Here is a 25,838-nt window from a genome sequence, read left to right as displayed (position 1 = left end):
CCTTTTATATTATGAGATTTCCTTAATGATTTGGGTAATAAGTAAAGGAATTAACAAAAATTTAGATACTATCAAAAGCCGTTAACAGAACGTTTGTTTTGCCATCTCCATGATTTAAATATATTCAACGAAATACAGAAGAATCATTGTCGAATTATTCAAGCATTCCATATATCTTTTACATCCTCAATTCTGTTCCTTATTAACGAAATGTACCGGTATATGGGATGCATGAATTTACTGTATGGTGCTAATATAAATATTGAGAATATAAATGCATCATGAAGCAGGAATACAATTACCCATTCAGGGTATGACAATAGTAATGGAAAAACCATTCCTGTCAACCCTGCCAGAAGTAATAGAACAGTGAAAGGAAAGTCAATCTTTCTCATATCAAGATTCTCAAGGGTCTTGTTAGATACTAGTTTCATATAAAGCAATGATGAAGCACCAATGAATATCATTGCAGATCCCACCGTATAAATCCAAAAAACCAGATTATTAGTGAATGGGTAGAAAATTATACTTACCCAGTCAATGATGAAACCGAAGAAAACCAGTGGATGAAAGTAAAGCCTTGATTTTTTTGAATCTTCAGTGGGATAATTGCAACCTGCACTGCCGCCTCTAAAATTTTTATGCCATATAACATCCCACGCAGCCGCAAGGATTGATGAAAACTTGATACTATTATCATTCTTTATAGCCCTCCAGTAAAGGTAACCTTCAACTGACCACAAAGAAAGAACATAAACGTATATTGCAATTGAAATTACTTTAAAAGTGCTGATGGGTATTGCTTGCAATATTCCAACATAATGTCCAGTAAACGATGAGAAGCCGTGAGATAGTGCAAAGAATGAAAATAACACTGCTATTGCTGCTATTGTAAGTAATAATGTCAACAATGACATTTTATTGTAAACCCATGACATTTTCTTCGGAGTTGAAAATTCCTGATATGAATACTGCCGCACTTTACTTAGTGCCTTTGGAATATTTAGCTTATATTCGTGTGGTTCAACAAAGGGGCATACATAAAAACATTCTCTGCAGTCATGGCAAAGGTTGGAAAAATGAAAAATATCATTTTTGGAAAATTCCGTTTTCCTTTCAATGGCGTCCCATACGTCACAATAACCTTCACAGTATCTGCAGGAGTTGCATATAATCAACTCCCGCCTGGCCTCATTTATTGCTGAGTTAATATCTTCCGGTAGCACTGTTACCTGCCCTCCTTCCAAATACTGTCCCAATTGTCAATCCAAAACCAGCAAGGTAACCACTGACCAGCACATTTCCTGACATAATTTCACCTGCGGCATAAACATTGGCAAAATCCCCATCTATTCCCATCACTCTGCCATCGTTATCAATTTCAAGCCCCAAATAAGTAAATGTCAGGCCCGGTTTAAGCGGATAGGCATAAAATGGCGGCGTATCTATACGCCGTGCCCAATGTGATTTTGGTGGACTTATTCCCTCTGTGTGGCAGTCATCTTTGACTGATCTGTCAAATTTACCCATTCTTACGGCATTATTGAAATCTTCAACGTTTTTGATTGCTTTTTCAAATGGCACATTTAATTTTTTAAAAAGTTCCTCGAAAGTGTTGGCCGAGTATGGAGGAAATGGTCCTGGCATGTAGTCTCCTTTCATTTTTGCGTCAACTATTACATAGGCACATTGGTCTGGTTGATCTGCTATTAACTGTCCCCAAATTGCATATCTTTTGGGCCATATGTCCTCTCCTTCATCATAGAACCTTTCACCATCTCTGTTAATAACAATTCCCATGGGTATAGCATCAATTCTTGTAACAATTCCGCCATCAAACTTAGGTGCCCTTCCATCCACTCCAACCATATGTCCACCTCTTGGTGGGCCAATAATCTTCGCGCCGTTTTCTCTCATTATAAATAGTGGTTTCCCAGTATTGAATCGAGAACCCCTGATAATGAAATTATCAGCCTTGGGCCCCCACAACTTGTTTAATACTTCTGTATTGCCCTCAAAACCACCAGATGCAAGTATCAAATTATTGAAAAATACCTGGATAATGTTATTGTCAATTAATGCGGAAATCGACTTTGCGGTTCCATCATTAAATTTTATGTTTGTTAAATTAGAGTTGTATAGTATTTTTATCCCTAACTTTTCAGCCCTTCTGTAGTATGTATTAAGCAACGCCTTCCCACCACCAAGGAAAAACACATTGGTTCTACTTAGGCTCAACGTTCCTCTTATGTCATTTTTGAAAATTACCCCATGCTTCTCCATCCAGGAAGGTATGTCCGAAGAATTTTCTATTACAATATTAGCCTTTTCTAAATTTATCTTATCACCTGAAACGCTTTTTAGATCATCAATAAGTTCCTGTGCAGAATAAGATCCAGAGGTGTAGCTATCTGCTTCATGCACATATCGTATATCCCTGGTATACTTAGTATTCCCGCCACGTTCAAAGATGGGAGATACTTCTAAAAGAATCACGGAAGATCCATTTTCAGCGGCAGTTATTGCTGATACAATCCCAGCATTGCCTCCTCCGATCACGCAAACATCAAAATTAAACATTTAAAATCTTTAGATCAATGTTACATAAATTCCTTACTATAACTACAGATTCAAGTATTTCGCACATTGGAGTAATTCAAAGTTTCCTGAATTATATACGAATTTAAGATGACCTTTCCTCGTAGATGTCTGTAAACTGATCTATGAATTTGCAAGGCCATTTTACAATAAGATCTCCCCGTTCTCCCTTTCGATTATGATTGTTGAATACTGGGTTCTCTTTATCTTTAGTAGATAGTTTAAATATATGAAAATATATGAAAAGATGTTCAATATGCTTTTCCATGTTGTAAGTCAACTCTGTATATCTTGAAGGCCACTATATATGCTAAGGAAATTAAGAATTGGAGTATATTACAAAAAATAATTCATAGTGTACTGAAAGTGCTCTAAAATTGAAAACACCCTGCACAATTCAGATTTGAGGAGGTAAAAATATGCAGGATCAATTAGAAATAGTAAAAGAGATGATAATCAGTTTTCTGAAAGACAGAAAATATAGTGTACAGATTTTGCTGTAAATTTAAAACGGTCTTGTATAATTATGTTGAAGGTGATAAAAATACAAGACCAAGAAGTAATAATGCAAGAACTCATAAAAGGTTATTTGTTTGACGGAAAAGAAGGAAAAAAGATTTAGAGCACTTTCAGTACACTATCTGGTACAATATCTTTAATTATTGACAATGATGTGAGTCTTAAAAATTTTTATGATTATATTATTGCTCATAAAGCAAAACAAAGAAAAATACCATTAATTACATTTGCTAAAGATCTCATAGAAAATGCTAAAATCTTAATATTCCATATTTAGATATATAAAATTATATTTAATGCGATAATTTTTATTTATATTGTAAATTATTTTTCTATTTTTTACCGTATCCACCTCCACCAGGGGTTTCTATAATTACTTCATCATTTTCATTTAAAACTGAAGAAAATTTACTATTCATTTTCTTTTTTTTACCTTTTAATACTAAATATAATGATCCAGTTTTACCATGATTTCCCCCGTGTATTCCATAAGGTGGTATGATAAATCTCTCTGCTATAACAGAAATATATGTTTTATTTAATACTTTAAATGACCTTACAATTCCGTTGCCGCCTCTGTATTTTCCTGAGCCACCGGAGTTTTGCCTTAGTTTATAAGCTGTGAAAAACATTGGATATTCCTTTTCAGCGATTTCTATAGGTGTATTCAAAGTATTTGTCATATTTGAATGTATTCCTGATTCACCATTTGAATTGTACCTTGCACCATTGCCACCGCCAATTGTTTCATAGTATGACCAATATTTATTGTTATTTTTTCCACCCAACATTATATTCATCATTGTTCCTGAAGAACCTGCAGGTATTTCATTTAAAAATAATGATAATGCCTTTAAGGTTACATCTGCAACTCTCTGTGTTGTTTCAACATTTCCTCCTGATACTGGATGAGGGCTTTCTGGATTTAAAATTGATTTATATGGTGCTATTAAATCTATTATTGAATAAAAACCATCATTTGTTGGTATATCATAATTCATTGCACTTCTTATTGCAAAAGATACAGATGAAAATGTTACACCTAAAACAGCATTCAGTGGATAATCCATTTCATTATCAGTGCCAGTAAAATCTGCTATAATTTTATCTTTTTTAACAGTTAATTTTAAATTTATTTTTATTTTATTATTACCATTTTCTAAATAATCAAAGCTTTCATATGAACCTTCTGGCCATTCAGATATTCTTTTTATTGATAATTCCTTAGAATGCTTTATAAGTTCATCCCATGCATTCAATAAATCATTTACACCGTATTTATCTATCATTTCTTTTATTCTTTTCATTCCCATTCTATTTGCAGCCATCTGCGCATTTAAATCTCCTATCGCTGTATCTGGATCTTTGAAATTCGATAATATTATTGATATTACATCATTTGAAACCTTTACTGGTGGAATGATCATTCCTTCCTGATATAGATTCATTGCTTCAGGATTCAAGCTGCCAAATACTGGGCCGCCAACATCAACATTATGTGCTTTATTTATGGCATAGCATATTAATTTATTTTCATGATAAACTGGTGCTATGAAGGTAACATCATTTAAATGTGTTCCTGATATATAAGGGTCATTAGTAATTATTGTTTCATTCTCTTTTAATGTTATATTATTTTTTTCCATATAATTTAATATGTTTTTTGAACCTATTTTAAAAGACCCTAAATGAACGGGTATATGTTCAGCTTGTGCTATTATTCTTCCATTTATATCCAGAATGGCACAGCTATGATCCATTCTTTCCCTTATATTTGGAGATAATGCTGATCTTTTTAATGCAACGCCCATTTCTTCTGCAATAAACTGCGTGCTTTTACCTATAATTTCCCAGTTCATTTTATCACCCTTATTTCATCATTTTTTCCCAATTGAGCAGACCATTCCTGAGGAATAAAAGTACTACTTCCATTTTCTTCTATTATGCATGGTCCCTTTATATTTTCACCTTTTACTAAAGAATCCCTTGAATAAACATTTATTTCATACCATTTATCTTCAATATATACATTTCTTTTGTATGATGATGCTTTATTGCTAAAAGAATTTTTTATTTCCGGTTTATTCCTTTTTTGTACTGCAAATACTCTTATTGTGAATATTTCAATGCTTTTATTTAATTTAAAACCGAATGTTTTTTCATGCATTTCCTCAAAGTCTTTATATATTTTATCTTTATTTATTTCTTTTACAGGAATTGTTAATTCTGATCCTTGGCCAATATAACGGCAATCAGCATATTTTAAAAATTCCGGTTTTTTTAATTTTATTTTTAATTTATCTTCCAATTCTTTATAATCATTTTCCAGTTTTTCTGGATAAGATTTTCTTGCCTCATACCTCATATTAGAATATAATAAGCCCAAAGCACTGAATACCCCTGGACCAGGAGGTATTATAACTTTTTTCATATTGAGCTCTTCTGCTATTCTCACAACAAACTGTGGGCCAGCACCGCCAAAACCGAATAAGGTGAAATCTTCTGGGTCAAGGCCCCTTTCAACAGTTACTAGCCTTATGCCTCTCGCCATTTCTAGTACTGCTAATTTTATTGACTCTTCAGCAATTTCGTATGGGTTCCCTAATTTTTCTAAAGCTTTTAATGATAAATCCTTTTTTAATTCAAAATCTGAACCTGACATTTTATCGTTTATTATTCCTAAAATAAGGTTTGCATCAGTTAGTGTAGGATATTTTCCTCCTTTATTGTAGCATACAGGTCCTGGATCAGATCCAGAGCTTTTAGGTCCAATATTGAGACCGCCAGCTTCATCCTTCCATATTATTGTACCACCACCAGCCGAGACTTCGGATAAATCTATAAAGGGAAATCTTACTGGATATCCTGATCCCTTTACTAACCTCCCATGGTGAGATGAACCGCCAACTTCATATTCTGAAGTAATTTCAAAATTACCGTTTAATATTGTTCCTGCTTTTGCAGTGGTTCCTCCCATATCAAAGGCTATGACATTTTTAATATCCATTATCTTGGCAAATTCCGATGCTGCTATAACACCCGCTGCAGGTCCTGATTCTATTATATTTACAGGTTTTTTAGAAGCCTCATCACCGAATATTAAACCACCAGCATTGGACATGATTTTAAAATTATTGTTATGAAATGCTTTTAATCCTAATTCAAGATTTTTTATATACTCTGATGTAATCGTTGAAAGCGCGGCATTTACAATTGTTGTCGACATTCTTTCATATTCCCTTGGTTCTGGAGAAATTTCATATGAAATAGATATATTTTTAATATATTTTTCAAAGAATTTCTTTGCCTTTAATTCATTTTCCGGATTTTTATATGAATGCAAAAAGCATATTCCTATGGATTTAATATTATTTTTTTCCAGTTTATCTTTTATACTTTTTAATTCATCTTCATTTAATTCTTTAATAATATTGCCGGAAACATCAGTTCTTTCATCTATTTCATATCTTAATTTTTCAGGAACGAGTGTTTTTGGCCTGTGAAAATTTAAATTATATAATTCAGGCCTGTTCTGCCTTCCGATTTCTATTACATCTTTAAAACCTTTAGTTGTTAATAATCCTATTTTTGGTAATTCCAAACCATACTGACCCAATAAAGAATTTGATGCTATTGTTGTTGCATGCAAAAATTCATCTATTTTTTTATTTTTTAAATATTTATTAAGGCCTAGCATTACTCCAATTTCGGGATTTTTTGGAGTTGTTGGCACTTTATAATAACTTATTTCACTATTTTCTATTGACACTATATCTGTGAAAGTGCCACCTATATCAACAGAAACTATTACCATAAATTGTAAACATTAGATATATTATTAAATTTATGCTCATCTTATAAGTATGTAAGTGTGTAAATATATTTCATATAAATATAAAAAATGATATTTTGAAATTAGTTCCTTTAAATAATTAGTTATTTTTAATATTTTTAATTTCATTTAACTTACATTTTTATAAATGCTATTGCTGGTGTTATTAATGTTATCCACACATAATGACATATTTTTTTTATATTTGTAATAATATATTACTTCTTCCCATGTATTAAAGTAAGGTTTTAATGATTTTATTGTATAGAGTTTTTCTAAAAACTATCCCTATTACCCCATACTCTGGAAATCATGAAACAAATCTTCCCGATTCGACTTATTCCAAGATGTGTAATTTATAAAATAAATATCACCATGCGAGACCACAATCTCTATTCATGCCATCATGAACCTGTCTTATGAACATAATGAATTACGGTCTTCAGGAGAAATATGATCAATTGAAAAGATATGGTGACATACTCCATAACATGAAGACAATCATTGATTGGGATAAAATCAGATTTATCCTTAATGATCTATATGCAAACTATACCAAAAAAGGTGGAAGGCCAAATTATGATCCGGTATTGATGGTGAAGATACTCTTTCTCCATTCTGTATATGGCATTGTTGATAATACCATTGAGAGAGATTAACAACCGGTTGGATTTCATGAACTTCCTTGACTTTCCCTCATCAGTACCAGATGCAAGAACAGTGTGGTTCTTCAAAGATGTGTTATACAAAACCGGCAAGGACAAGATTATCTGGAATAGTATATGGAAGCAGTTCAAGGAGAAGGGGATATCTGTGAAGAAGGGCACCATACAGGATGCAACATGCATGGAAACAGATCCGTGGCATGGAGATCGTAAAAAAGATGAAAAAACATTGGATGAAATGATCTCACCATATACAAGTGAGAAGAAAAAGGAAATGAATCCACAGAGAAGGAGTTGAAAAAGGCGAAAAAGGAAGAGACCAAGAGAAAGAAAAGGAGATGGTTAGGGGAGAGAAAGAGTGCAAGGACAAGAAGATCAAAGGATGGATCATGGGCAGTGAAGAATAAGAGATTACACTTCCGATACAAGTTACATACAATACAGGACGCCCATAATGACATGATAATCAATTATTCAACCATAAAGGCTTAAGTGCATGATTCACAGATCGATCTTTTTATACCCGGGATTGTCAAATACAAAAAAAAGAGATATTTTTGTGTTTCATGCATGGTAATAGATGCAACTATGGATCGCTCTGTAAAAGATCACAAACTTACAATTGAAAGCATAAGGAGAAATCTCCGAATAACAAGGAAACGATCAAGGGGCGAAAGACCATATTCTGTTATCAAGGGGATATTCCATGGCGGCCATATATTTGTAACAACAGTATCAAGGGTGAGGGTTAAGAACATGTTCATGTGTTTTGGTCACAATCTGATCTGCATGATGAGAATAAAAAAGAAGAGATCCATAGCGTGATCTATCGGAAATTAATGAAAATAATAGAAAAAACAGATCAATATTGTGAATTCGGGCAAGTTTAGAAGTGCAAATTCATGTCATTGGATAAAATAGGGAGAAATATGGCGAATTTCAGTAGTTATTCGAAAATGTCATTATTATTCAATAATATCTTATATATAATCTTATGTGATACTTTAATATTATAATTTTTTATAAGATATTTCCCTATAGTTAAAGGTTCTGATAAAGGATAATCATTTTTTATTTTAATTATTAATTCTTCAATGTATTTATCTATGATTTTTACTTTTCTTCCCCCCTTTTGTATAATGTATCCTTATTGTATTTTCTGTAATTATAGTACATTTTATTTATGTATCTCTTGCTTACATGGTATATTAATGCCAATCCTATTGATGATCTTCCTTTCTTTTATAATGTATTTTATTTTCTTATTATTTAATTTCATTGTATGTTTAATATTTGTTAGCTTATATAATTATAGTGTATAAGAGAACTTATTTAAGGACAACATACATATTTACCTTACGCCTATGGCGGACATTCTACTCTGGATCTCTTAAATACACTTCTTAAAATATAATTGATTTACAGTCCTTACACCCTTTTGTATTGTTCCCACATTTCATTATTATATGGACTGTCTGGTATTTTGTTGTTTAGTATCTTCTCTGTACCTGCATCCACAAGTTCCATCTTCCTTTTCCTTGTCATCTCATCCTTCCGGAAATGTTTCCTGTGTTTTGCAAATACAGAGGATATATCTTCCGATCCAAACACGATCCCCTTATACTTCCTGTTTCCCATATTCTGGAATAATGCCAGTTGAACACCGCTCTGTGTCAGAATGTTGCCGGTTGCAATGTTGCCACATCTCTTTCTTACGTTTCTTCGCATCCTGCGAAAGAATCCCTCAATACCGTTATTAGTGCGAGGTATGGTACCTTCAGGATTCTTTGCGTACAGATAGGATTCCCATTTCGTGTATTGATCGATTGCATGTTTGGCTGCAGAGAATATGTGTGCTTCTATCCTTGTTTTCATGTATACAAGAAATTCACCCATGATTATGCCGATGCTTTCATGTATTACGGGATCATCCTTCAATGAATCGTATTTCTTCTCTTCTGAAAGATTTCCAGAATCAGGTATGGAGAATCCATTCCTTATCTTCTGGAATACAAGGGAATTGATATCCGAGAGATCATGCGCCATGTGATCTGTATGTGCATTCTTTGTTATCTTTGACAGGTTGTTCATTATCTGTGATATGAGATCCAGTGTTTCTCTTCGATCTGTCTTTTCTCGAAGATCTGCAAGATGTTTCATGGCATCTTTACATGCATTGAAGAAGTTCAGGTGCCTGAGAGAGAAGGGAAATCCATAACCAGAGCTACCATTTATGGATGTTATCTTCTCTAATATTCTCCTTATGGACATGTTTTCCATTGTATTCCGTTTTGAACAGTAACCGTATTCTATCTCGTATAATGTTACCTGATCGTAATCAGGCATGTTTCTCAGGATTGCCTTAAGCTTCGATTTTATACCTGCTCTGTTAATAGCTGATCCGAGGGCTTTATGCAGTTCATCCATGAGATCCTTTCCAAGATCCCGCAAGAAGTGCATCAGGCATATCCTTATGGGAACACGTGGAAAGACATTTCCTGCCGCTGAGAGTATACCCTCTCGCATGTCTGATATTATACCTGCAGGAATGCCGAATCTCTCCCTTACGGTGAGGAATATCTCTTCTATGGATGCCTCAGATTCAGAATGACATTTCTTTGCATATAAAACGAAACCGGATATCGCATCCCGTACAACAACAATCATGGCGAAATCGGAATCCACTGTGCCGTCAATCTGCAGTATATACGATTTGATCTCTTTCCTGAGCTTATCTAATGATTCCTCATGGATCTCAGAGAATATTGTGAGAGCCATTCCAGCAAGGCGTCTCACATGTCTGTCGGATATGCCTGTTTCTTTGATCAAAGAAACCTCCGATGAACTCCTGCCATCCAGGAACATCTCCATGGCTGCTTTGATCATGATATCATTTGCATATGTGCAGTGCGGTGAAACAATTGATCCAAGAATATCAGATCGATATATCCCATGAATGCTGCATTCCATGATCTCATTAATTATTGGAAATATTCCGGAGGATGTTTTCAGTTTTCTTCCATATCTGCTGTTAAGTGTAAGCCGCTTTCCACATTCAGGGCACATGGTGAATGATGGTTTGAATTTCACAGGAGGAATCATTTCAGTTTCAGGATCAGCTTCTCAAGGTTCAGGTCGTTCTCTATGATTATTTTCGTTATGGGCCATGCATCATATTCTATACCTATCTTCTTCAGTATCTGATCGATCTCCTCCTGGCTTATTCCCTTGCTGAGGAGTCTCTGCGCATACTTCAGGATATCTTCAGGTTTGATCTCATTCTTCGACTTCGGAGATTTACCGAGATATCCAACATATTTTCTTACAGGTCTTCCGTTCACCCACTTCTCATCCAACACCGTATAGTAGGTGTGCCCATTCTTTGTTATTTTATTTACAATTAATGTCATACTACACTGTAATTACAGTGTAGTATATAGATCTTTCGGTCGCATTGAATTCTAAAGGGTTTCCAAGAGAAGATTAGTATAGAATTATGGAATTGAATGACCGCCATAGCCTTACGCAAAAACTTTAAATAAAAATAATTTATGAAACATCATGGAAAAATCTAGAGACGTTATACTTGCCTCAATGATGGGAACAATAGTAGAATGGTATGGTATTTTTATTTTTTCTTCAGGAGCTATTTATATTTCTGAAGTATTTTATCCATTTGTAAACCCTAGTATAGCAATTCTACTTACATTATTAACATTTGCTTTAGGTTTTGTAACAAGACCAATAGGTGCATTTATTTTCGGCCATTATGGTGATAAGATAGGTAGAAAGAAAATGTTACTATTGACACTATTAATTTCGGGAATTGCAACTGGTTTAACCGGAATTATTCCTGGGGAAAAATCAATAGGAATTTTAGCCGTTATAATTTTAGTATTATTAAGACTAATACTTGGCTTTGGACTTGGTGGAGAATGGGGAGGTGCAATGCTCTTAAATCTAGAAAATTTCCAGAAAAAAAGAGGCTTTTACTCTTCTTTTGTTCAAGCTACTGTGGGTATTGGTTTATTAATAGGAGTTTTTATATTCTTACCATTAGTTTATTACCTGCCCCATAGTTTAATGATATCATATGGATGGAGAATACCATTTTTACTTAGTTTCGTTATAGTTATTATAGGTGTCTTTATAAGATTGAAAATAAAAGAAACACCTCTATTTATTAAAGAAAAATTAGAAAATAAAATATCAAAATTTCCTTTTAAAACATTAATGAAAAAACACTGGAAATCAGTATTGCTTGGTACAATTATTGCAGGATCATCGGGAAACTTCTTTTATTTTGCAATAACACTTTTACCGGCTTTGTTTGAATCTTTCCATAAAATAACCGTTTTTGAGGGTTTGATCGGAACCGCAGTATTTGGCATAGTTGATATAATATTTGTATTCATTGGCGGAAAAATATCTGATAAAAATGGAAGAAGAATAACAATAGCAGTAGCAAATATTATAGCATTGATAGTTATTTATCCTTCTATATACCTTATTTCCCCAGTATATTTTATTATATTTTTGACTATATTCGGAATTGCACATGGACTAAGCTATGCACCTCTGGGAGCAATGATTTCAGAGATATTCCCTACAGATGTCAGATATTCTGGAAACTCCGCAGCATACCAATATGGAAATTCTTTTATTGGCGGTCCAGCACCATATATTTCAGACTATTTGGGAGGAATATTTTATTTTCTTTATCCAGTATTCACAATAATTTTTATAGTAATAGCAATATATTCGATATATAGAACAAAAGAATCTATGAATACTTCCATGGATATAGAAGATACTGCAACATAAAATTAATATTATTATAAAAATAAATTTTTAAATTTAACTAATCTAACATATCAATATATATAACTGAATATAATTATAAAATGTGCATGATTTAATAGTTGTCGGTTCGAGTCCATTAGGATCTTATCTTTCATATGAATTATCTAAAAAAGGATATGGTGTTTTAAATTTAGAAGAGCAAAGGGAAATAGGAAAACCCGCAGAATGCACTGGACTTGTTTCAGAAAGAGTATCTAAATATGTAAAATAAAAAGCATTCATATATCAAAATCAGAAAAAACTATTGTAATGTACAAGGATGATTTCGATAAATATGCTTCAGCAATGGCAATAAATTACGGAACAGATGTAGAAATTAATGCAAGAGTAATGGATGTTTCAGTAAATAATGAATATGCCGAAGTAAAATATAAACAAGACGGGACAATAAAATATAAAAAATCAAAAATTGTTGTTGGAGCAGATGGTACAAATAGCAGAGTAAGAAAATCATTAAATTATGAAATGCCAAAAAAATTATTTCAACGTATCAGGTTGATTCCGCTTATTCTATTGAAGATCAGGATGATGTCAATGTTTTATAGGTTCACAGAACAGCGAAGGCTTCTTAGGATAAGCTGTTCCATCAGGTGATATAACAAGAATAGGTGTAGGTGTTGATCATGTAACAGCAATAAAATATTTTAATAATATAAATAAAAAATTTTAGGGATCAAAAATTCTTGGCATCAATTCAGGCCCTATTCCAATGAATTACTTAAAAAAAATATGGTTACAAATCTTTATTGATAGGCGATGCAGCTGGAATTGTAAAACCATTATCAGGTGGTGGAATTTATACAGGCGTTATTTCAGATAAAAATGCTGCAATAGCTATAGATGATGCATTAAAAAATGAGGATTATTCTAAAAAATCATTATCAGAATATCAGAATTTGTGGAAAAAAGAAATTGGTTTTAAATTAAGAACAGTTGCAATAATACAAAAATATTTTTTATCTATTAGTGTAAACGATAAATTATTAAATAAAGTATATGAAAAAATTAATGATAAATATATAATCAATAAAATAAATAGTTTAGGCGATATAGATTATCCTTCTAAAGTAGTAATATCAATAATTTTAAAAAACCGGCTTTATTAATAAACATAAATTAAAAAAATATTTAAACTTTTTTAAAAGTAATTGGTTAATTGTAGATAAAAGTAGTATTAATTATAAAAATGTATATATTTTTATCTTTTATAATTCTATTGTGAAAAAAATTTTATAAAAATATAAATTTTAATTATTTAATTTATTTACTATTGCAGAAACTATTTTAAATAAATCTCCTGCTATCCCATAATCGCACTTCAAATATAACTTCAAATAAGGGTGCAGTTATCTTTGCACCCCTAATTCCTGCAATGCTCTCTATCTGCCAGGAAATACCAGGAGCTATATAAATTGGGCCTTACTTTTTTTCTGACAAACCTATTTGCTGATCCTCACTTAACCATTTATAATCTAAGCGTAATGGCATTGAAACTGCCAGTTTTGCATTTAGTATTTTTACAAGTGGCATAATTTTATCAATATTTTCTTTTAAGTCCTGTTAATGTATCCTGTGTTATAATATTTTTATTATCTAGCATATAGATTTAGTATTATACTAAAACATAGAAATATTTTTATAATAAATTATAAATATTGTTTTGTTTTAATAATTCATATTTTAAAGTTTTATATATATCTCCCAAAATTAAATGAGCCCGACCGGATTCGAACCGGTGACCTCCTCCGTGTCAGGGAGACATCATACCGCTAGACTACGAGCCCTTCATTTTTTAAATACGGTACTGGCTGACATCCCACAAATGCAGATGCCAACCAATATTTAAAGAGATTATTTAAATTTACTGACTATATTGCCTGAATTGATTGTATGATTGAAATTTATGATGTTGGTAAAGATTGTATCTTATAATATGTTTGAAAAAGATTCCTGAGCCAATTCAACCTGCATAAATTTATTTAAAGAACAAATATGCCTGACCATGCGTAATATCCTGCTTCTACATGGTGGAGTTGGAATAGACAATTCACTGGTTGACAGTGCCAATAAGAAACTTAATTCAATTGCTGGGTCGGTAGAGTTGGGATTGGATCCTCTTGATGCCGCAGTAAATGCAGTTGTTATTATGGAAAATGACCCAGATTTCAATGCAGGTACAGGATCCGTAATGAGAATTGACGGGAGCATACAGATGGACGCTGCTGTTGCTATTCCGGGAAAATTCGGATCGGTCCTTGCAATAGAATCGGTCAAAAATCCAGTGCTTGTTGCAAGAGATGTTATGAATCTTACACCTCATACTATGCTTGCTGGAGATGGAGCAATAAAGTTTGCCAGACTGCTGGGATACAAAGAATATGATCCTTCCACGGAAAAGGCAAAAAACAGACTGAAAATCGCATTGAACTCAGTAAATGACCCGAATGGGGAAGGTCATTCAAAATATAGTAAACTTATGACAAAAACTGATTTTAGCCGGTTCCTAAGCGATTCATGTGATACTGTTGGTTCTGTCGCAAGAATCGATGGAAAATTTGCAGCAGCCGTTTCCACCGGTGGATCTTCACCCATGCTTAGAGGAAGAATTGGTGATTCTCCAATATTCGGTGCAGGTATATACGCTGGTGAAAATGGTGCTGTGGTGGCAACAGGGATAGGGGAAGATATAAGCAGAAGACTTCTATGTTTTAGGATTCATGAAAAGATTGGCACAAAATCTCTTGAAAAGATCATGGAAGAAGAAATAGGTTTTTTTAAAGGTGTAATAGCGGGAGTTATAGCTGTAAGTGCAGATGAACATGGGTATTATGCAAACAAGGGCATGGGCATAGGATTAAAATTAGAAAATTCCATGTGAGAAATTCGGAATTATTGACTTAAACCGACATTAAAAATGTTGCTTTGTGTATGATTATGTGTTGTGTAATTCATGGCGCTCTGTAACATCTTTCAGGAGTTTAATGCGCCGATGATCAAACGGATCCGGTGATTTATTTCTTTTCCGTTTCTTCGGTTTTTGGTGGTGCTACCAGCACTGGTATTTTGCTGCGCTCTATAACCTTTGCGCTGACAGAACCAAGTATGAATTTTTCAACCCGCCCCAGTCTGCGCATGCCCATAACTATCATATCTGCCTTAAATTTGTATGCGGTTTTTAGAATTGTATCAGCCGTATCAACATCAGGCATATCCACAATCTCAACATCCGGAGTTACGGCATGTTTTTTCGCTATTTGCATTGCCATATCCATTACACTTTCCGCAGTTTCCTTATCCTTTTCCACCATTTCGTTGTAGAAATCACCGCTGTATTCTCCAAAATACGGAGGGATTACCTTATTCTCAGAAATTGAATAGATGATAAGATACCCATCGCTGGAATTTTTAAGGTCCAAGGCATAGTTCAGAGCATTAATAGAAGAATTCGTCCCATCGAAAGCAACCATTATTTTCATACTTGTACATATTTAAGAAGAATTTAAATCATATAGCTTTCTTTTAATCCTATTACTTTATATTATTCTTAATCACAATTGTCGGTGGCAATTCCCAACAATTTATTAATTTTGCCTCTCTTTTCATGTTTAGGTAAAATGTTATGAATTCTTTGCCGTCTTTGCCGTATTATCCATGAATGATTGTTTTTTATTTTCAATTTCCACTTTTTATTCTTTTCCTACTATAATTCCATAATTCATGCTATCATTCTCCTCTTTTTCATTCTTATCACGCACATGATATTGTGAACATGGCACATGAACATGTTTTTTGGAATTTACCCTTGATACTGTAATTACAAATACATGGACACCATGGAATATTTCCTTTATGACAGAATATGGTCTTTTGCATCTTGATCTTTTTCTAGTGATACTCATGGTCTCAGGATATTCCCAAATGTTGATGAACATGATATTGGAATAGAGATTCCATTTCCATTGCCTCATCAACAGGGCCATACGGGGATTGAAGGATCATGATCTTAGGATCATGATTATCATGAATATTATTATGAATACGGGATCAAAGTTTGGTCTTCCATATTTTCCTGTATCATTCCTGTAAAGATTATTCAATATGGGTTTTATCCTCTCCCAATCCATTATATTTTTCATATAAGCACCTCTATCTTTAAACCTCTTCAACTGATTGTATCTCTCAATGAGACCTTAATTTATTATGTACATGAGAAGTGATAAATTGCCCATGAATAATTAGGTCATTAATTATGCAATTTATCCTATGTTATATGGATTATTAAAAACATGTGAATTCTGAATTAATTATGGAATACATGAGAATAAATAGGGGTTTTAGAAAATGTCCTTAATGAAATTTCATTCTGATTTTTTCCGTGACGATAATGCTTTTTTATAAAAATAAATTTCATCACCAGTGTGAATCTTTATATGTGTCATACACATGGAATCCAGAATGGAATTCGAAAAGTTCAAGACCATGCATTTCCCCAGAGATGTGTTTGTGGGACACGGTGTTCTTGAAAACGTTGCTCAAGTGGTCAACCAGAATTTAAAATTTGGACCGGCGCTTATATTGACTGGAGATATAACTTATGCTCTAGCCGGGAAAGATGTAGAAGCCATTCTTCAGGATAATAATACCGAGGTTGTCTGCTTGAAGCTTGGAAAAGCCGACAGAGAAAATCTAAGTCGTTCTCTTGCAGTTGCTGAGGAAGTTTCAGCGGGAATAATCATAGGTGTGGGAGGCGGCACCAAGATTGATCTTGCTAAAAAAACTGCCTTTGATCTTAATGTTCCTTTTGTTAGTGTACCAACGTCACCAAGTCATGATGGAATAGCTTCTCCAAGGGCTTCCATAAGATCCAATAAACTAAGTGTTTCTGAAGAGGGTTCAATGCCTGTGGCGATAATAGCTGATACTGCTGTTCTTGTAAAGGCACCTTTCAGATATCTTGCTGCAGGGGCAGCGGATGTTATATCCAACCTTACGGCAATACTGGACTGGAAACTATCAGCAAGGTTGCACGGGGAGGATTTCAGTTCAAGCGCTGCAGCAATTTCAGAATATGCAGCAAGAGAGCTGGTGGAAAAGGCACAGCTTATTATGCCTGGTGTTGAGGAATCCGTATGGTTAGTCACCAAGCAGATACTTGCATCCGGAACAGCAATGGCCATAGCCTCCACATCCAGACCTGCCAGCGGAAGTGAGCATCTCATTGCACACGCACTAGAAAAATACAATCCTGGAAACTCCATACACGGGGAACAGTGCGCAATAGGATCAGTTGTTTCCATGTTTCTGCATGGAGGAGACTGGCAATCCCTTATTAATACCTACCAGAAATTCGGACTTTCAGTAAAGGCCAGAGATTACAGCATTGATGAAATGACTATGATAAAATCAGTAAGTACAGCACATGCCATAAGACCTGATCGCTATACAATTCTTGGTGAACGTGATCTCAGCCTTGAGGCTGCAGAGAAAGTACTTGAAACAACTGGAATAATTTAAAGGCGAGTGTTTAAAATGGCAAAAATTTCGTTGATTGGCGTAGACTTGGCTAAAGAAGGTTTGGAATTCACTTTTGTTACCCCCCTTATTGGATGTGCTGAATGCAGAATAAAGAATGTCTGCTTCAACCTTGAACCTGGACGAACTTACAGGATAACAGCTGTGAGGGAAAAGCGTAACTCCTGTTTTGTATTCGATAAGGATCAGGTGGCTACGGTGGAGGTGGAGGAGGTTCAGGAGTACCTCAATATGCAATACGGCAGAAAACTTCAGGAAGGATCCACCATAACAACCAAATCCATGGAGTGCGATCATTATACCTGCCCGAATATAGAGAGGTGCAACCTGAGTTTTACAAGACAGGGAGTGAAAGCAAAAGTTGTTAAAATAGAGGAAAAGCTTGACTGCCCCAAGGGATACGACATGAGGAGAGTAGCAGTCAGGATGCACTGATTTTTTAAATAACAGGTAATCTGGTACTGTTGCTAAAAATAGGACTCATAGGGAAACCGAATGCTGGAAAATCCACAGTATATTCTGCACTGACAAGCAACACTGTGGATATTGCCAACTACCCTTTTACAACTGTTAAAGCAAATCTTGGAATAGCACTGATTCCAACTCCATGCCCTGAAAAGATCATTGGAAAGAAATGCAAGCCCAGAGAAGGAACATGCATAAATGGTACAAGATATGTTCCCATTGAGATAATAGATGTTCCTGGACTCATAGAAGGGGCAAGTGAAGGGAAAGGGATGGGAAATGAGTTCCTTGACAACATCAGGGATGCAGATGCACTGATACATATTTTTGATCTTTCTGATTTTCCAATAAGTAATGGCGGAACATCACCCGGATATGATGAGTTCCTTGGTATTGAGATGGAGATGGTAAAATGGCTTTCTTCAAAGATCTCAAGGGATTGGGAGAGATTCGCCAAAAAGGCTGATTCATCAGATGAAAGGATAGAAAGATCGCTCCTTAAAAAGATTGGATCAATGGGGATAAACGAAAAACAGATTGCAGTCATACTGGGAAGAAGCGCTTATCCCAGTAAACTGACACTGTGGAGTCAGGATGATTTCGTTCAGCTTTCTAGAGATATTCTCTTTGTATCCAAATCCCTTATTCCTCTGGGCAATAAAGCAGATCTCATTGACGAGAAAACTGCTTACCGAATACGATCCATTGTGAACAACTGCACAATGGTATCCGGAGACTACGAACTTGCAATGCAGAAAGCTTTTTCGCACTCCATGATCTCATCGCTTGAATCCAATTTTGAAATATCGGGAAATGTACCTGAAAAGATCAAAATGGCACTGGAAAAGATCAGGTCATTCTTTTCTGAGAAATGGGTTTCCCGGATCAATGAATTCTTAGCTTCCGTTGTTACTGACAGACTGAAATATATTGTTGTCTTCCCTGTCTATGATGAGAGCCAGTGGACAGATAAGGCGGGAAATATCCTGCCCGATGCCTTCCTTGTACCGGAGGGAACGACTGCTCTTGAACTTGCTTTCCGTATTCATACCGATATAGGCAATGGATTCATAAGGGCAATAGATGCTAAGACCAGAAGAGTTGTAGGGAAAGACCACGTTCTCAGTGACGGAGACATAATAAGAATCGTAGCAAAAGCATCATGATTGATCTAAGACTGTGAAATGCAGAATAGTGACCATGCCCCATCCATCGGCACCTACAACAGTATATGCCCCAGGATTAAAATAGGTCAACTGAGTTGAGTTTCCTGGATAAGATCCACCCAGTGAAAGTTTTTCAGAGAAGTCCACCCTTTCTTGCTGCCCAGTATCAGTGTATGCAATGGCACTTGTTGATGCGGGAAAAAACTCATACTGGTTTATCGCTTGTGAATCTACATCTGCTGCTGAAGGAGGAGAGATCTGGAGTGGGGTTGCATTACTCATGTTGTCTGCACTGTAATTACCTGGTAATACGGCTATTCCCATTGGAAGATATCCATCCCCGGGATTTGGAAATGAATAATTTCCTTTAAATGAAGGGTATGTTGCAGAAAAATCCATGAGATTGTCGGAAGAGTCAAGATTGGAGACTGCCAGAACCACTGTTATGTTATTGCCCTTTACTATGCTCGTATTGCTTATAGCAGTGCTCAATTCTATTTCGTAAGTGTTATTGACATTGTAATCCGCCTTATCTGTATCCACCGGCAAAGCAGTGGGGTTGCTGAAATGAAATGCCACTATTCCAACTGCAACCACAATAACCACTATGATTACAGGAATCATTTTATTGTAAGTTTTTACTTTTTCAGGCTGACTCATCTGTGATCTACTTAAGGAAAAAACTCTATTAAACTGTTTAGATGGAGTTTATTTATCTGTTTTGTGATGAAGGTTCATGAAGCATTGCGAAGAGTTATAACATTGGCAGGGGATTAAAGAGAGATGTTATATACTGTTTTTAATTAACCGTATATCGCTAAATTACAAATCAAACAGGTGATAAATTGGCCAATGGAGAAAACGCAGGAAAAAAATTAATTTCCACCAGAAAGAGATATAGATGGTCTGATGGTAACTACAAGAGAAGAGTATTGCGCTTAAAGAAAAAAAGTGATCCTTTAGAAGGTGCCCCTTCAGCCAAAGGTATAGTTATTGAAAAGATAGGAATTGAAGCAAAGCAGCCGAATTCAGCAATAAGGAAATGTGTAAAGCTTCAGCTTATAAAAAATGGAAGGCAGATTACTGCATTTGCTCCTGGTGATGGCGCTATTAACTATATTGATGAGCATGATGAGGTCCTTGTGGAAGGAATAAGAGGAAGACAGGGAAGGTCAAAAGGGGATATCCCGGGGGTCAGGTACAAAGTATCAAAAGTAAACGGCATATCACTACATGAGCTTGTCAAGGGAAGAAAAGAGAAGACGGTGAGGTAAAGATGGAACTGAAATTGCTGGGAGAATATACAACAAACGATGTTGAGGTACATGACACAGGCTTGATGAAGTACATCAACCTTAACACAAACCTGAATCTCCATACTGCAGGGAGATTTTCAAGTTATTCCGCAGGAAAGAGGAACATAAACACAATCGAAAGGCTTCTGAATAAACTGATGAGAACCGAGAAATGGACTGGAAAGAAATACGGAGCTTACAGAGTCCTGAAGGACGCGTTTACAATCATTGCTGAGAAAACCAAACAGAACCCGGTTCAGGTACTGGTAAATGCAATAGAGAATGCTGCACCAAGAGAAGAGGTTACCAGACTTAAATACGGAGGCATCGCGGTTCCAAAAGCCGTGGATGTGGCACCTTCAAGAAGAGTAGATGTTGCTCTTAGAAATATTGCAATCGGTGCTACAAATGCATCATACAAGAGCAAGAAGCCCATTGCAAATTGCCTTGCAGATGAAATTCTCGGTGCCTCGAGAAATGATACAACCTCTTTCTCGGTGAACAAGAAAGAGGAGATAGAGAGAATAGCTGCTTCAGCCAGGTAAGCACATATATCTCTCCAAAATCAATTTTTTTAAACTATTGTAATATAACTGTCAAAACCTTTTCAATTATATAAGAAAAATATAATAAAATGAATATTGGTGGATTTTAGTTATAAAGCTTTAAATATTTGAAATTACCTTGTTTCTGAAGACTTGCCATATTAACATTTAATTTTATATTATATGTTCAGGAAAAAATGTTGTTCAATAACTTGGCAGAAGAAAAGAATGATTTGTTTCTGTTAAGGATCAAATATACATCAAAATTCACTTTTTTATCAAAAATTAAGAAATTTTGCGTTGGAAATTCAAAATAAAAAATAGAGAGTTAAGTGGGGAGGAATTGCAGCGAGGTTGCCAAAAGAACGATTATAACCATAAGGGCAAGAGATATGAAAGACATCATGTGCGATATTTTTCTTATTTTCTGAACCTCATCCATCTTTCCCTCCTTGCTCAGTCTAACTATCTTTTTTCCATGATAGAGATTATTACCGTAAATTATTACTATCATAATGACAACAAGTATCATTTTCACAAGCAGTGCTCTCCCCCCCTCAGAATCGAACAGGGCTGAGTATGATGGTAGATACCATGTCAGATTGAATAAACCTGTTACAATTAGAGTTATCAGAGATATGTGGGTGAACCACGCAAACCTCTTGGCTATTTTCCCAACAATCTGAGCATGCTCTCTACTGTCCTGTGTATATTTGTACACGCCTGGCCATACTACCAGCCATATAAAAAAAGAACCTCCGATGAAAATCATTGCGGCAAAAATGTGAATCCAGAGGACTACAATATCCAGCAACAGCATTATACGCAATAACATTATGATAATTTAATTTTTACAGCGTTCTCCTGTTTAATATTAACAAGCAATCGTAACAGTAAGACATCCTGTATTCTTGCCCGGTTCCATAAAAAACAATTTAATATGGTTCTTTTCCAGATTTTGATATATGGCGCTTTAAATGGTTAGACATTTTTCTTACAACCCCATTGCAAATTCATCAAATTCATAATACCTTGATAAGAAGAGAATTTAAAACCCTACATCTAACTAAAGTTGTTAACTTCAAAAAACGATTTACACATTTGGATAGTTCTATTAAAAAGTTAAAGATTTTAGGATTTAAGCAATCATGGTCTGTGAAAAAACAGGATCTCCTAAACAGGAAAGTTCGCGATCTTAAAATTGGCCCGGAAACCACAATCAGGGAACTCATGGAATCATTCAAGGACACTGGCGGATTTACCGCTGCAAAAGTAAGGAGTGGTTATGACATTTTAAAGAAAATGTTTAGTGAGGAAAATACGACATTTCTCTCCTTTCCAGCTGACATAATATCCACAGGGACAAGAGGAATTATCAACGATCTGGTAAGAAAGAAGCTTGTTGATGTGATTATAACAACCAACGGAATGCTTGATCATGATATTGCAAGGACTTATACAGATTATTACTCCGGAAGTTTCGACTTCAGCGATAGGGAATTGAGAAAGTTAGGTATAAACAGGTTGGGAAACGTATTCATACCAGATGAGAGCTATGGGATTATAATTGAAGAAAAGGTTGGGAACATTATAGAAGACCTCTACTCAATAAAGAAGGAATGGAGTGCAGTTGACCTTATTAAGGAAGCTGGCCTGAGAATAAACAATAAGGATTCAATTCTTTATAATGCAGCAAAGAATGACATTCCAGTTTTTGTGCCCGGTATAACCGATGGTTCCTTTGGTTCCCAGTTGTGGTCTTTTTATGAAAGAAACAGGGATTTCAAGATCAACCTGCTTGCAGATGAGCACATGTTATCAGACATAATATTTGAGGCAAAGAAGACAGGGGCACTAATGGTAGGAGGAGGCATTTCAAAGCACCACACAATATGGTGGAACCAGTTCAGGGGAGGACTGGACTACGCAGTGTACGTTACCACTGCCCAGGAGTACGATGGATCGCTTTCAGGGGCGAAACTTGAAGAGGCAATTTCATGGAAGAAAATTAGGGAGGATGCAGAATTTGCAAACATATATGGTGATGCCACAGTAATACTACCACTTCTTCTTGGACCTTTCCTTTGAGATTTAATAGTCGTTTCCAGATTTTATATATATTTAAGCCATTCCATTATGGGATCGTCTTCGTCACTCATCTCGCTTGATGTCTCCCCAAATGCACTTCTGGTTATGAATCTGTAAAATGATATCCTTCCATTTTCCTCTTTTCCCAGCATTATGTGTTCAACGCTCTGCCCTTCAGGCAGGTGCCCCATTGCTTCAGGAAATTCTGGGGAAAACCTGAGTTCCACCAACCCATCGTGTTCATAAAGTGTGTATGAGTTGGTTTCTGCCACATAGTCTCTCAGTTTCTTTGCATCTATTGATGGACCCATTTTTTCATATTGCAGCCGGCTATTTACACATATTTGTTGTCAGCCATGCAAAGCCATAATATTCAGTTTTACATCATAATTCTATGTTTTATATAACGGAAGATGAGGTTGATCGGAACCTTAAGATGGAGGAAGTGGTTGATGCACTGCAGGAAACGTTTGTTCATTATGGTGAAGGCAAAGCTATGGCATCCGCAAGAGACAGGCTAATACTTGATGGAACAGTTTACAACACCATGCCTGCCATAGATTCACAACTTGGCATTGCTGGCATGAAGACCTATATTGCTGGCAAAAACGGGGCAAAGTTTGTAGTAGTGATCTTCGATCAGAGAAAGGACGAACTTCTTGCCATCATAGATGCCAACCGGCTAGGGCAGATAAGGACAGGGGCTCTTCCTGCCATGGCTTCAAGGATCCTTGTTAAGGGAAAGAAACACAACCTTGCAATAATAGGGTCTGGTTTCCAGGCTCAGACACAGATCCAAGGAATGCTTTCACAGTTTGATGTGGATATGGTGAAGGTGTATTCGAGAAATTACAGCCATGCAAAGAAATTCGCTGATGAGATGAGCCGTAAATTTGGCGTAGATGTAAGGGCTGAAGAGACTGCAAGATCTGCCTTGAAAGATATTACACTTGTGAACAGTATAACAGATTCAAACCAGGCTATTTTCAGCAGATCTGATCTTGGTGATGAATACCACGTAAACCTGTGCGGCGGAAACATACCAATGAGACAGGAAGCAGCGGATGACGTGCTCTCTGAAAGTGATCTTGTTGTTACAGAACATCTTGAACAGAGTTTGAAAGAATCCGGTGAGATGATTCATTTCGTTAAAAACAGCGGCGGAAAGCCTGTGGAGCTAAAGGATTTGGTGGTTAACAGAGAAAAGTATTACGGAAAGCAGAGAACCGTTTTCAAAACCATGGGAATTGGGCTTGAGGATATAGCCACGGGATATCTGTTGCTGAAGAAGATGAACCTTATCTAAAAATCACTTTTTCAGAAGATTTTCCAGTGCCGGACCTAGGTATGGATATTTAAATTCAAATCCAAGTTTCAAAGCCTTATCCGGTATAACTTTGGTCCCTTTGCCAAGAACACCGGCAGATTCCCCCAAAGCCAACCGTATGATAAATACAGGAATGGGGAATCTGGAACTTTTTCCAAGCACCTTTCCAAGAGTATGTGCAAATTCCTTCATCCTGGGAACATCTGGTGCACTTGCGTTGATGGGCCCGGAGTATGAACTGTCTCTTACAGCGTTGACTATGATTGACACTTCATCATCAATGTGAATCCATGGAAACCACTGGGTCCCAGGCCTTATGGGCCCACCTATGCCCTTATTGAAGATGCCAACAAGCTGAGGAAGGGCACCACAGTCAGAACTGAGAACCACGGAAGTCCTTATTGTGACAACTCTTATCCCAAGATCCTGAGCCTTCATGGCCTCGGCCTCCCATTTTGAGACCAGATCTCCCCAGAAGTCATTGCCAGGCTTTGATTCTTCAGTCATGGGTTCATCCGTTACCCTTTCATACCCGTATATTCCTGCTGCAGATCCGTTTACAAGAACAGATGGCTTTGTTTTGCAACCTCTCATCGCATCCACAATCATCTTTGTTGATTCCACCCTGCTTGCCACAATCTCTTCTTTGTATCCTCCAGTCCATCTCTGAAAAATATTAGCACCTGTGAGGTTTACTACCGCATAAACACCATCCATTGACTCACTTAGACCTGTATTCTTTTTATAATTAAATTCAATGAATAAATTTACCTCAGGAAAGGCCAACCTTGCCCTCTCAGGGTCCCTTGATCCTATGATTACGCTGTAACCTGATCTATTCAAACCTGCAACCACTGCTTTGCCTATGCATCCTGTTGCACCCAAAACCATAACCTTAGGAGAGGATTCCTCTGAAACCATGTCTTATAATCATGAATACACA

29 protein-coding genes and 1 tRNA gene are annotated in these 25,838 nt (G+C 35.7%); 16 read left to right on the top strand and 14 right to left on the bottom strand.

Features of this window, described 5'->3' with window-relative positions; all coding sequences use genetic code 11:
* Positions 1–158: 158 nt before the first annotated feature.
* From OXIME_RS00970 to OXIME_RS00955, 4 genes are all read right to left on the bottom strand, one after another.
* Complete coding sequence (locus OXIME_RS00970; protein ID WP_393971624.1) at positions 159–1,226, bottom strand: hypothetical protein; 1,068 nt, start codon at positions 1,224–1,226, stop codon at positions 159–161.
* Entirely contained in the window at positions 1,207–2,580 is a 1,374-nt protein-coding gene (tcuA, locus tag OXIME_RS00965) for an FAD-dependent tricarballylate dehydrogenase TcuA (protein ID WP_393971623.1), read from the bottom strand. The genes OXIME_RS00970 and tcuA overlap by 20 nt, the downstream gene beginning before the upstream one ends.
* A gap of 869 nt (positions 2,581–3,449) precedes the next feature.
* The gene (locus tag OXIME_RS00960; protein WP_393971622.1) at positions 3,450–4,976 is read right to left on the bottom strand and encodes a hydantoinase B/oxoprolinase family protein; all 1,527 of its coding nucleotides are present in this window, start codon (positions 4,974–4,976) and stop codon (positions 3,450–3,452) included.
* The gene (locus tag OXIME_RS00955) at positions 4,973–6,931 is read right to left on the bottom strand and encodes a hydantoinase/oxoprolinase family protein (RefSeq protein WP_393971621.1); all 1,959 of its coding nucleotides are present in this window, start codon (positions 6,929–6,931) and stop codon (positions 4,973–4,975) included. The genes OXIME_RS00960 and OXIME_RS00955 overlap by 4 nt, the downstream gene beginning before the upstream one ends.
* A 437-nt stretch (positions 6,932–7,368) precedes the next feature.
* Between OXIME_RS00955 and OXIME_RS00950 the strand changes: the two genes are divergently transcribed.
* The 4 genes from OXIME_RS00950 to OXIME_RS00935 all read left to right on the top strand — a co-directional run bounded on the left by OXIME_RS00950 (position 7,369) and on the right by OXIME_RS00935 (position 8,439).
* The gene (locus tag OXIME_RS00950; RefSeq protein WP_393971620.1) at positions 7,369–7,608 is read left to right on the top strand and encodes a transposase; all 240 of its coding nucleotides are present in this window, start codon (positions 7,369–7,371) and stop codon (positions 7,606–7,608) included.
* Positions 7,574–7,912, top strand: coding sequence for a hypothetical protein (locus tag OXIME_RS00945; protein WP_393971619.1), 339 nt, complete (start codon positions 7,574–7,576; stop codon positions 7,910–7,912). Before OXIME_RS00950 ends, OXIME_RS00945 begins: the two co-directional genes overlap by 35 nt.
* The gene (locus OXIME_RS00940) at positions 7,909–8,106 is read left to right on the top strand and encodes a hypothetical protein (RefSeq protein ID WP_393971618.1); all 198 of its coding nucleotides are present in this window, start codon (positions 7,909–7,911) and stop codon (positions 8,104–8,106) included. Before OXIME_RS00945 ends, OXIME_RS00940 begins: the two co-directional genes overlap by 4 nt.
* Positions 8,107–8,184: 78 nt before the next feature.
* Positions 8,185–8,439, top strand: coding sequence for a hypothetical protein (locus tag OXIME_RS00935; RefSeq protein WP_393971617.1), 255 nt, complete (start codon positions 8,185–8,187; stop codon positions 8,437–8,439).
* A 603-nt stretch (positions 8,440–9,042) separates the two neighbouring features.
* Here the strand turns inward: OXIME_RS00935 and OXIME_RS00930 are convergent.
* Positions 9,043–10,716 (bottom strand): hypothetical protein, encoded by a 1,674-nt coding sequence (locus OXIME_RS00930; protein ID WP_393971408.1) that lies wholly within the window; start codon positions 10,714–10,716, stop codon positions 9,043–9,045.
* Positions 10,713–11,024, bottom strand: coding sequence for a hypothetical protein (locus tag OXIME_RS00925; RefSeq protein ID WP_393971409.1), 312 nt, complete (start codon positions 11,022–11,024; stop codon positions 10,713–10,715). Before OXIME_RS00925 ends, OXIME_RS00930 begins: the two co-directional genes overlap by 4 nt.
* Before the next feature lie 151 nt (positions 11,025–11,175).
* Here OXIME_RS00925 and OXIME_RS00920 point away from each other — a divergent pair, with 151 nt between their 5' ends.
* From OXIME_RS00920 to OXIME_RS00905, 4 genes are all read left to right on the top strand, one after another.
* Positions 11,176–12,438 carry an MFS transporter gene (locus OXIME_RS00920; protein ID WP_393971616.1) on the top strand — a complete coding sequence of 421 codons (1,263 nt, stop codon included), beginning with the start codon at positions 11,176–11,178 and terminating at the stop codon, positions 12,436–12,438.
* Positions 12,439–12,520: 82 nt separating this feature from the next.
* Entirely contained in the window at positions 12,521–12,688 is a 168-nt protein-coding gene (locus OXIME_RS00915; RefSeq protein ID WP_393971615.1) for a hypothetical protein, read from the top strand.
* A gap of 38 nt (positions 12,689–12,726) precedes the next feature.
* On the top strand, positions 12,727–13,071 hold the full coding sequence (locus OXIME_RS00910) for an NAD(P)/FAD-dependent oxidoreductase (RefSeq protein ID WP_393971614.1): 345 nt from the start codon (positions 12,727–12,729) through the stop codon (positions 13,069–13,071).
* A 152-nt stretch (positions 13,072–13,223) separates the two neighbouring features.
* The gene (locus OXIME_RS00905; RefSeq protein ID WP_393971613.1) at positions 13,224–13,583 is read left to right on the top strand and encodes an NAD(P)/FAD-dependent oxidoreductase; all 360 of its coding nucleotides are present in this window, start codon (positions 13,224–13,226) and stop codon (positions 13,581–13,583) included.
* Positions 13,584–14,189: 606 nt separating this feature from the next.
* On the opposite strand, the gene OXIME_RS00900 is transcribed toward OXIME_RS00905, so the two are convergent.
* A tRNA-Val gene (locus OXIME_RS00900) sits at positions 14,190–14,261 on the bottom strand.
* Between the two features lie 218 nt (positions 14,262–14,479).
* Here OXIME_RS00900 and OXIME_RS00895 point away from each other — a divergent pair.
* Positions 14,480–15,355 carry an isoaspartyl peptidase/L-asparaginase gene (locus OXIME_RS00895; RefSeq protein ID WP_393971612.1) on the top strand — a complete coding sequence of 292 codons (876 nt, stop codon included), beginning with the start codon at positions 14,480–14,482 and terminating at the stop codon, positions 15,353–15,355.
* 133 nt (positions 15,356–15,488) lie between these two features.
* On the opposite strand, the gene OXIME_RS00890 is transcribed toward OXIME_RS00895, so the two are convergent.
* From OXIME_RS00890 to OXIME_RS00880, 3 genes are all read right to left on the bottom strand, one after another.
* A complete protein-coding gene (locus OXIME_RS00890) occupies positions 15,489–15,953 on the bottom strand; it encodes a universal stress protein (RefSeq protein ID WP_393971611.1) in 465 nt (154 codons plus the stop codon).
* Between the two features lie 210 nt (positions 15,954–16,163).
* Positions 16,164–16,457, bottom strand: coding sequence for a hypothetical protein (locus tag OXIME_RS00885; protein WP_393971610.1), 294 nt, complete (start codon positions 16,455–16,457; stop codon positions 16,164–16,166).
* A 15-nt stretch (positions 16,458–16,472) separates the two neighbouring features.
* Positions 16,473–16,613, bottom strand: a complete 141-nt coding sequence (locus OXIME_RS00880) for a hypothetical protein (RefSeq protein WP_393971609.1) — start codon at positions 16,611–16,613, stop codon at positions 16,473–16,475.
* A 319-nt stretch (positions 16,614–16,932) separates the two neighbouring features.
* Here OXIME_RS00880 and OXIME_RS00875 point away from each other — a divergent pair, with 319 nt between their 5' ends.
* The 3 genes from OXIME_RS00875 to ychF are packed head-to-tail and all read left to right on the top strand — an operon-like array spanning position 16,933 to position 19,640.
* Positions 16,933–17,991, top strand: a complete 1,059-nt coding sequence (locus tag OXIME_RS00875; protein ID WP_393971608.1) for an NAD(P)-dependent glycerol-1-phosphate dehydrogenase — start codon at positions 16,933–16,935, stop codon at positions 17,989–17,991.
* Positions 17,992–18,006: 15 nt separating this feature from the next.
* The gene (locus OXIME_RS00870; protein ID WP_393971607.1) at positions 18,007–18,444 is read left to right on the top strand and encodes a UPF0179 family protein; all 438 of its coding nucleotides are present in this window, start codon (positions 18,007–18,009) and stop codon (positions 18,442–18,444) included.
* Between the two features lie 29 nt (positions 18,445–18,473).
* On the top strand, positions 18,474–19,640 hold the full coding sequence (ychF, locus tag OXIME_RS00865; protein WP_393971606.1) for a YchF-related putative GTPase: 1,167 nt from the start codon (positions 18,474–18,476) through the stop codon (positions 19,638–19,640).
* Here the strand turns inward: ychF and OXIME_RS00860 are convergent.
* On the bottom strand, positions 19,635–20,300 hold the full coding sequence (locus OXIME_RS00860) for a hypothetical protein (protein ID WP_393971605.1): 666 nt from the start codon (positions 20,298–20,300) through the stop codon (positions 19,635–19,637). The genes ychF and OXIME_RS00860 overlap by 6 nt on opposite strands.
* A 185-nt stretch (positions 20,301–20,485) precedes the next feature.
* Here OXIME_RS00860 and OXIME_RS00855 point away from each other — a divergent pair, with 185 nt between their 5' ends.
* On the top strand, positions 20,486–20,914 hold the full coding sequence (locus tag OXIME_RS00855; protein ID WP_393971604.1) for a 30S ribosomal protein S12: 429 nt from the start codon (positions 20,486–20,488) through the stop codon (positions 20,912–20,914).
* A gap of 2 nt (positions 20,915–20,916) precedes the next feature.
* Entirely contained in the window at positions 20,917–21,480 is a 564-nt protein-coding gene (locus OXIME_RS00850; RefSeq protein ID WP_393971603.1) for a 30S ribosomal protein S7, read from the top strand.
* A 328-nt stretch (positions 21,481–21,808) separates the two neighbouring features.
* On the opposite strand, the gene OXIME_RS00845 is transcribed toward OXIME_RS00850, so the two are convergent.
* Positions 21,809–22,300 carry a CopD family protein gene (locus OXIME_RS00845; protein WP_393971602.1) on the bottom strand — a complete coding sequence of 164 codons (492 nt, stop codon included), beginning with the start codon at positions 22,298–22,300 and terminating at the stop codon, positions 21,809–21,811.
* Positions 22,301–22,635: 335 nt separating this feature from the next.
* Here OXIME_RS00845 and OXIME_RS00840 point away from each other — a divergent pair, with 335 nt between their 5' ends.
* On the top strand, positions 22,636–23,568 hold the full coding sequence (locus tag OXIME_RS00840) for a deoxyhypusine synthase (RefSeq protein WP_393971601.1): 933 nt from the start codon (positions 22,636–22,638) through the stop codon (positions 23,566–23,568).
* A gap of 23 nt (positions 23,569–23,591) precedes the next feature.
* On the opposite strand, the gene OXIME_RS00835 is transcribed toward OXIME_RS00840, so the two are convergent.
* Complete coding sequence (locus tag OXIME_RS00835; RefSeq protein ID WP_393971600.1) at positions 23,592–23,879, bottom strand: hypothetical protein; 288 nt, start codon at positions 23,877–23,879, stop codon at positions 23,592–23,594.
* Positions 23,880–23,962: 83 nt separating this feature from the next.
* Between OXIME_RS00835 and OXIME_RS00830 the strand changes: the two genes are divergently transcribed.
* Positions 23,963–24,874 (top strand): ornithine cyclodeaminase, encoded by a 912-nt coding sequence (locus tag OXIME_RS00830; RefSeq protein WP_393971599.1) that lies wholly within the window; start codon positions 23,963–23,965, stop codon positions 24,872–24,874.
* Between the two features lie 3 nt (positions 24,875–24,877).
* On the opposite strand, the gene OXIME_RS00825 is transcribed toward OXIME_RS00830, so the two are convergent.
* Positions 24,878–25,816, bottom strand: a complete 939-nt coding sequence (locus OXIME_RS00825) for a TIGR01777 family oxidoreductase (RefSeq protein WP_393971598.1) — start codon at positions 25,814–25,816, stop codon at positions 24,878–24,880.
* Between the last annotated feature and the right edge of the window lie 22 nt (positions 25,817–25,838).

This window comes from Oxyplasma meridianum (genome assembly GCF_038024865.1).
Taxonomy (GTDB): domain Archaea; phylum Thermoplasmatota; class Thermoplasmata; order Thermoplasmatales; family Thermoplasmataceae; genus Oxyplasma; species Oxyplasma meridianum.
Note: the sequence above shows the minus strand (reverse complement) of the source record. Positions and strands in the feature narration are given on the sequence as shown.

Coding starts and splice junctions, on each gene's coding strand:
- tcuA (WP_393971623.1), bottom strand. CDS start 2,580: ATGTTTAATTTTGATGTTTGCGTGATCGGAGGAGGCAATGCTGGGATT.
- OXIME_RS00960 (WP_393971622.1), bottom strand. CDS start 4,976: ATGAACTGGGAAATTATAGGTAAAAGCACGCAGTTTATTGCAGAAGAA.
- OXIME_RS00955 (WP_393971621.1), bottom strand. CDS start 6,931: ATGGTAATAGTTTCTGTTGATATAGGTGGCACTTTCACAGATATAGTG.
- OXIME_RS00950 (WP_393971620.1), top strand. CDS start 7,369: ATGAACATAATGAATTACGGTCTTCAGGAGAAATATGATCAATTGAAA.
- OXIME_RS00945 (WP_393971619.1), top strand. CDS start 7,574: ATGGCATTGTTGATAATACCATTGAGAGAGATTAACAACCGGTTGGAT.
- OXIME_RS00935 (WP_393971617.1), top strand. CDS start 8,185: ATGGTAATAGATGCAACTATGGATCGCTCTGTAAAAGATCACAAACTT.
- OXIME_RS00930 (WP_393971408.1), bottom strand. CDS start 10,716: ATGATTCCTCCTGTGAAATTCAAACCATCATTCACCATGTGCCCTGAA.
- OXIME_RS00925 (WP_393971409.1), bottom strand. CDS start 11,024: ATGACATTAATTGTAAATAAAATAACAAAGAATGGGCACACCTACTAT.
- OXIME_RS00920 (WP_393971616.1), top strand. CDS start 11,176: ATGGAAAAATCTAGAGACGTTATACTTGCCTCAATGATGGGAACAATA.
- OXIME_RS00910 (WP_393971614.1), top strand. CDS start 12,727: ATGTACAAGGATGATTTCGATAAATATGCTTCAGCAATGGCAATAAAT.
- OXIME_RS00895 (WP_393971612.1), top strand. CDS start 14,480: ATGCGTAATATCCTGCTTCTACATGGTGGAGTTGGAATAGACAATTCA.
- OXIME_RS00890 (WP_393971611.1), bottom strand. CDS start 15,953: ATGAAAATAATGGTTGCTTTCGATGGGACGAATTCTTCTATTAATGCT.
- OXIME_RS00885 (WP_393971610.1), bottom strand. CDS start 16,457: ATGGCCCTGTTGATGAGGCAATGGAAATGGAATCTCTATTCCAATATC.
- OXIME_RS00880 (WP_393971609.1), bottom strand. CDS start 16,613: ATGAAAAATATAATGGATTGGGAGAGGATAAAACCCATATTGAATAAT.
- OXIME_RS00875 (WP_393971608.1), top strand. CDS start 16,933: ATGGAATTCGAAAAGTTCAAGACCATGCATTTCCCCAGAGATGTGTTT.
- OXIME_RS00870 (WP_393971607.1), top strand. CDS start 18,007: ATGGCAAAAATTTCGTTGATTGGCGTAGACTTGGCTAAAGAAGGTTTG.
- OXIME_RS00860 (WP_393971605.1), bottom strand. CDS start 20,300: ATGAGTCAGCCTGAAAAAGTAAAAACTTACAATAAAATGATTCCTGTA.
- OXIME_RS00850 (WP_393971603.1), top strand. CDS start 20,917: ATGGAACTGAAATTGCTGGGAGAATATACAACAAACGATGTTGAGGTA.
- OXIME_RS00845 (WP_393971602.1), bottom strand. CDS start 22,300: ATGCTGTTGCTGGATATTGTAGTCCTCTGGATTCACATTTTTGCCGCA.
- OXIME_RS00835 (WP_393971600.1), bottom strand. CDS start 23,879: ATGGGTCCATCAATAGATGCAAAGAAACTGAGAGACTATGTGGCAGAA.
- OXIME_RS00830 (WP_393971599.1), top strand. CDS start 23,963: ATGTTTTATATAACGGAAGATGAGGTTGATCGGAACCTTAAGATGGAG.
- OXIME_RS00825 (WP_393971598.1), bottom strand. CDS start 25,816: ATGGTTTCAGAGGAATCCTCTCCTAAGGTTATGGTTTTGGGTGCAACA.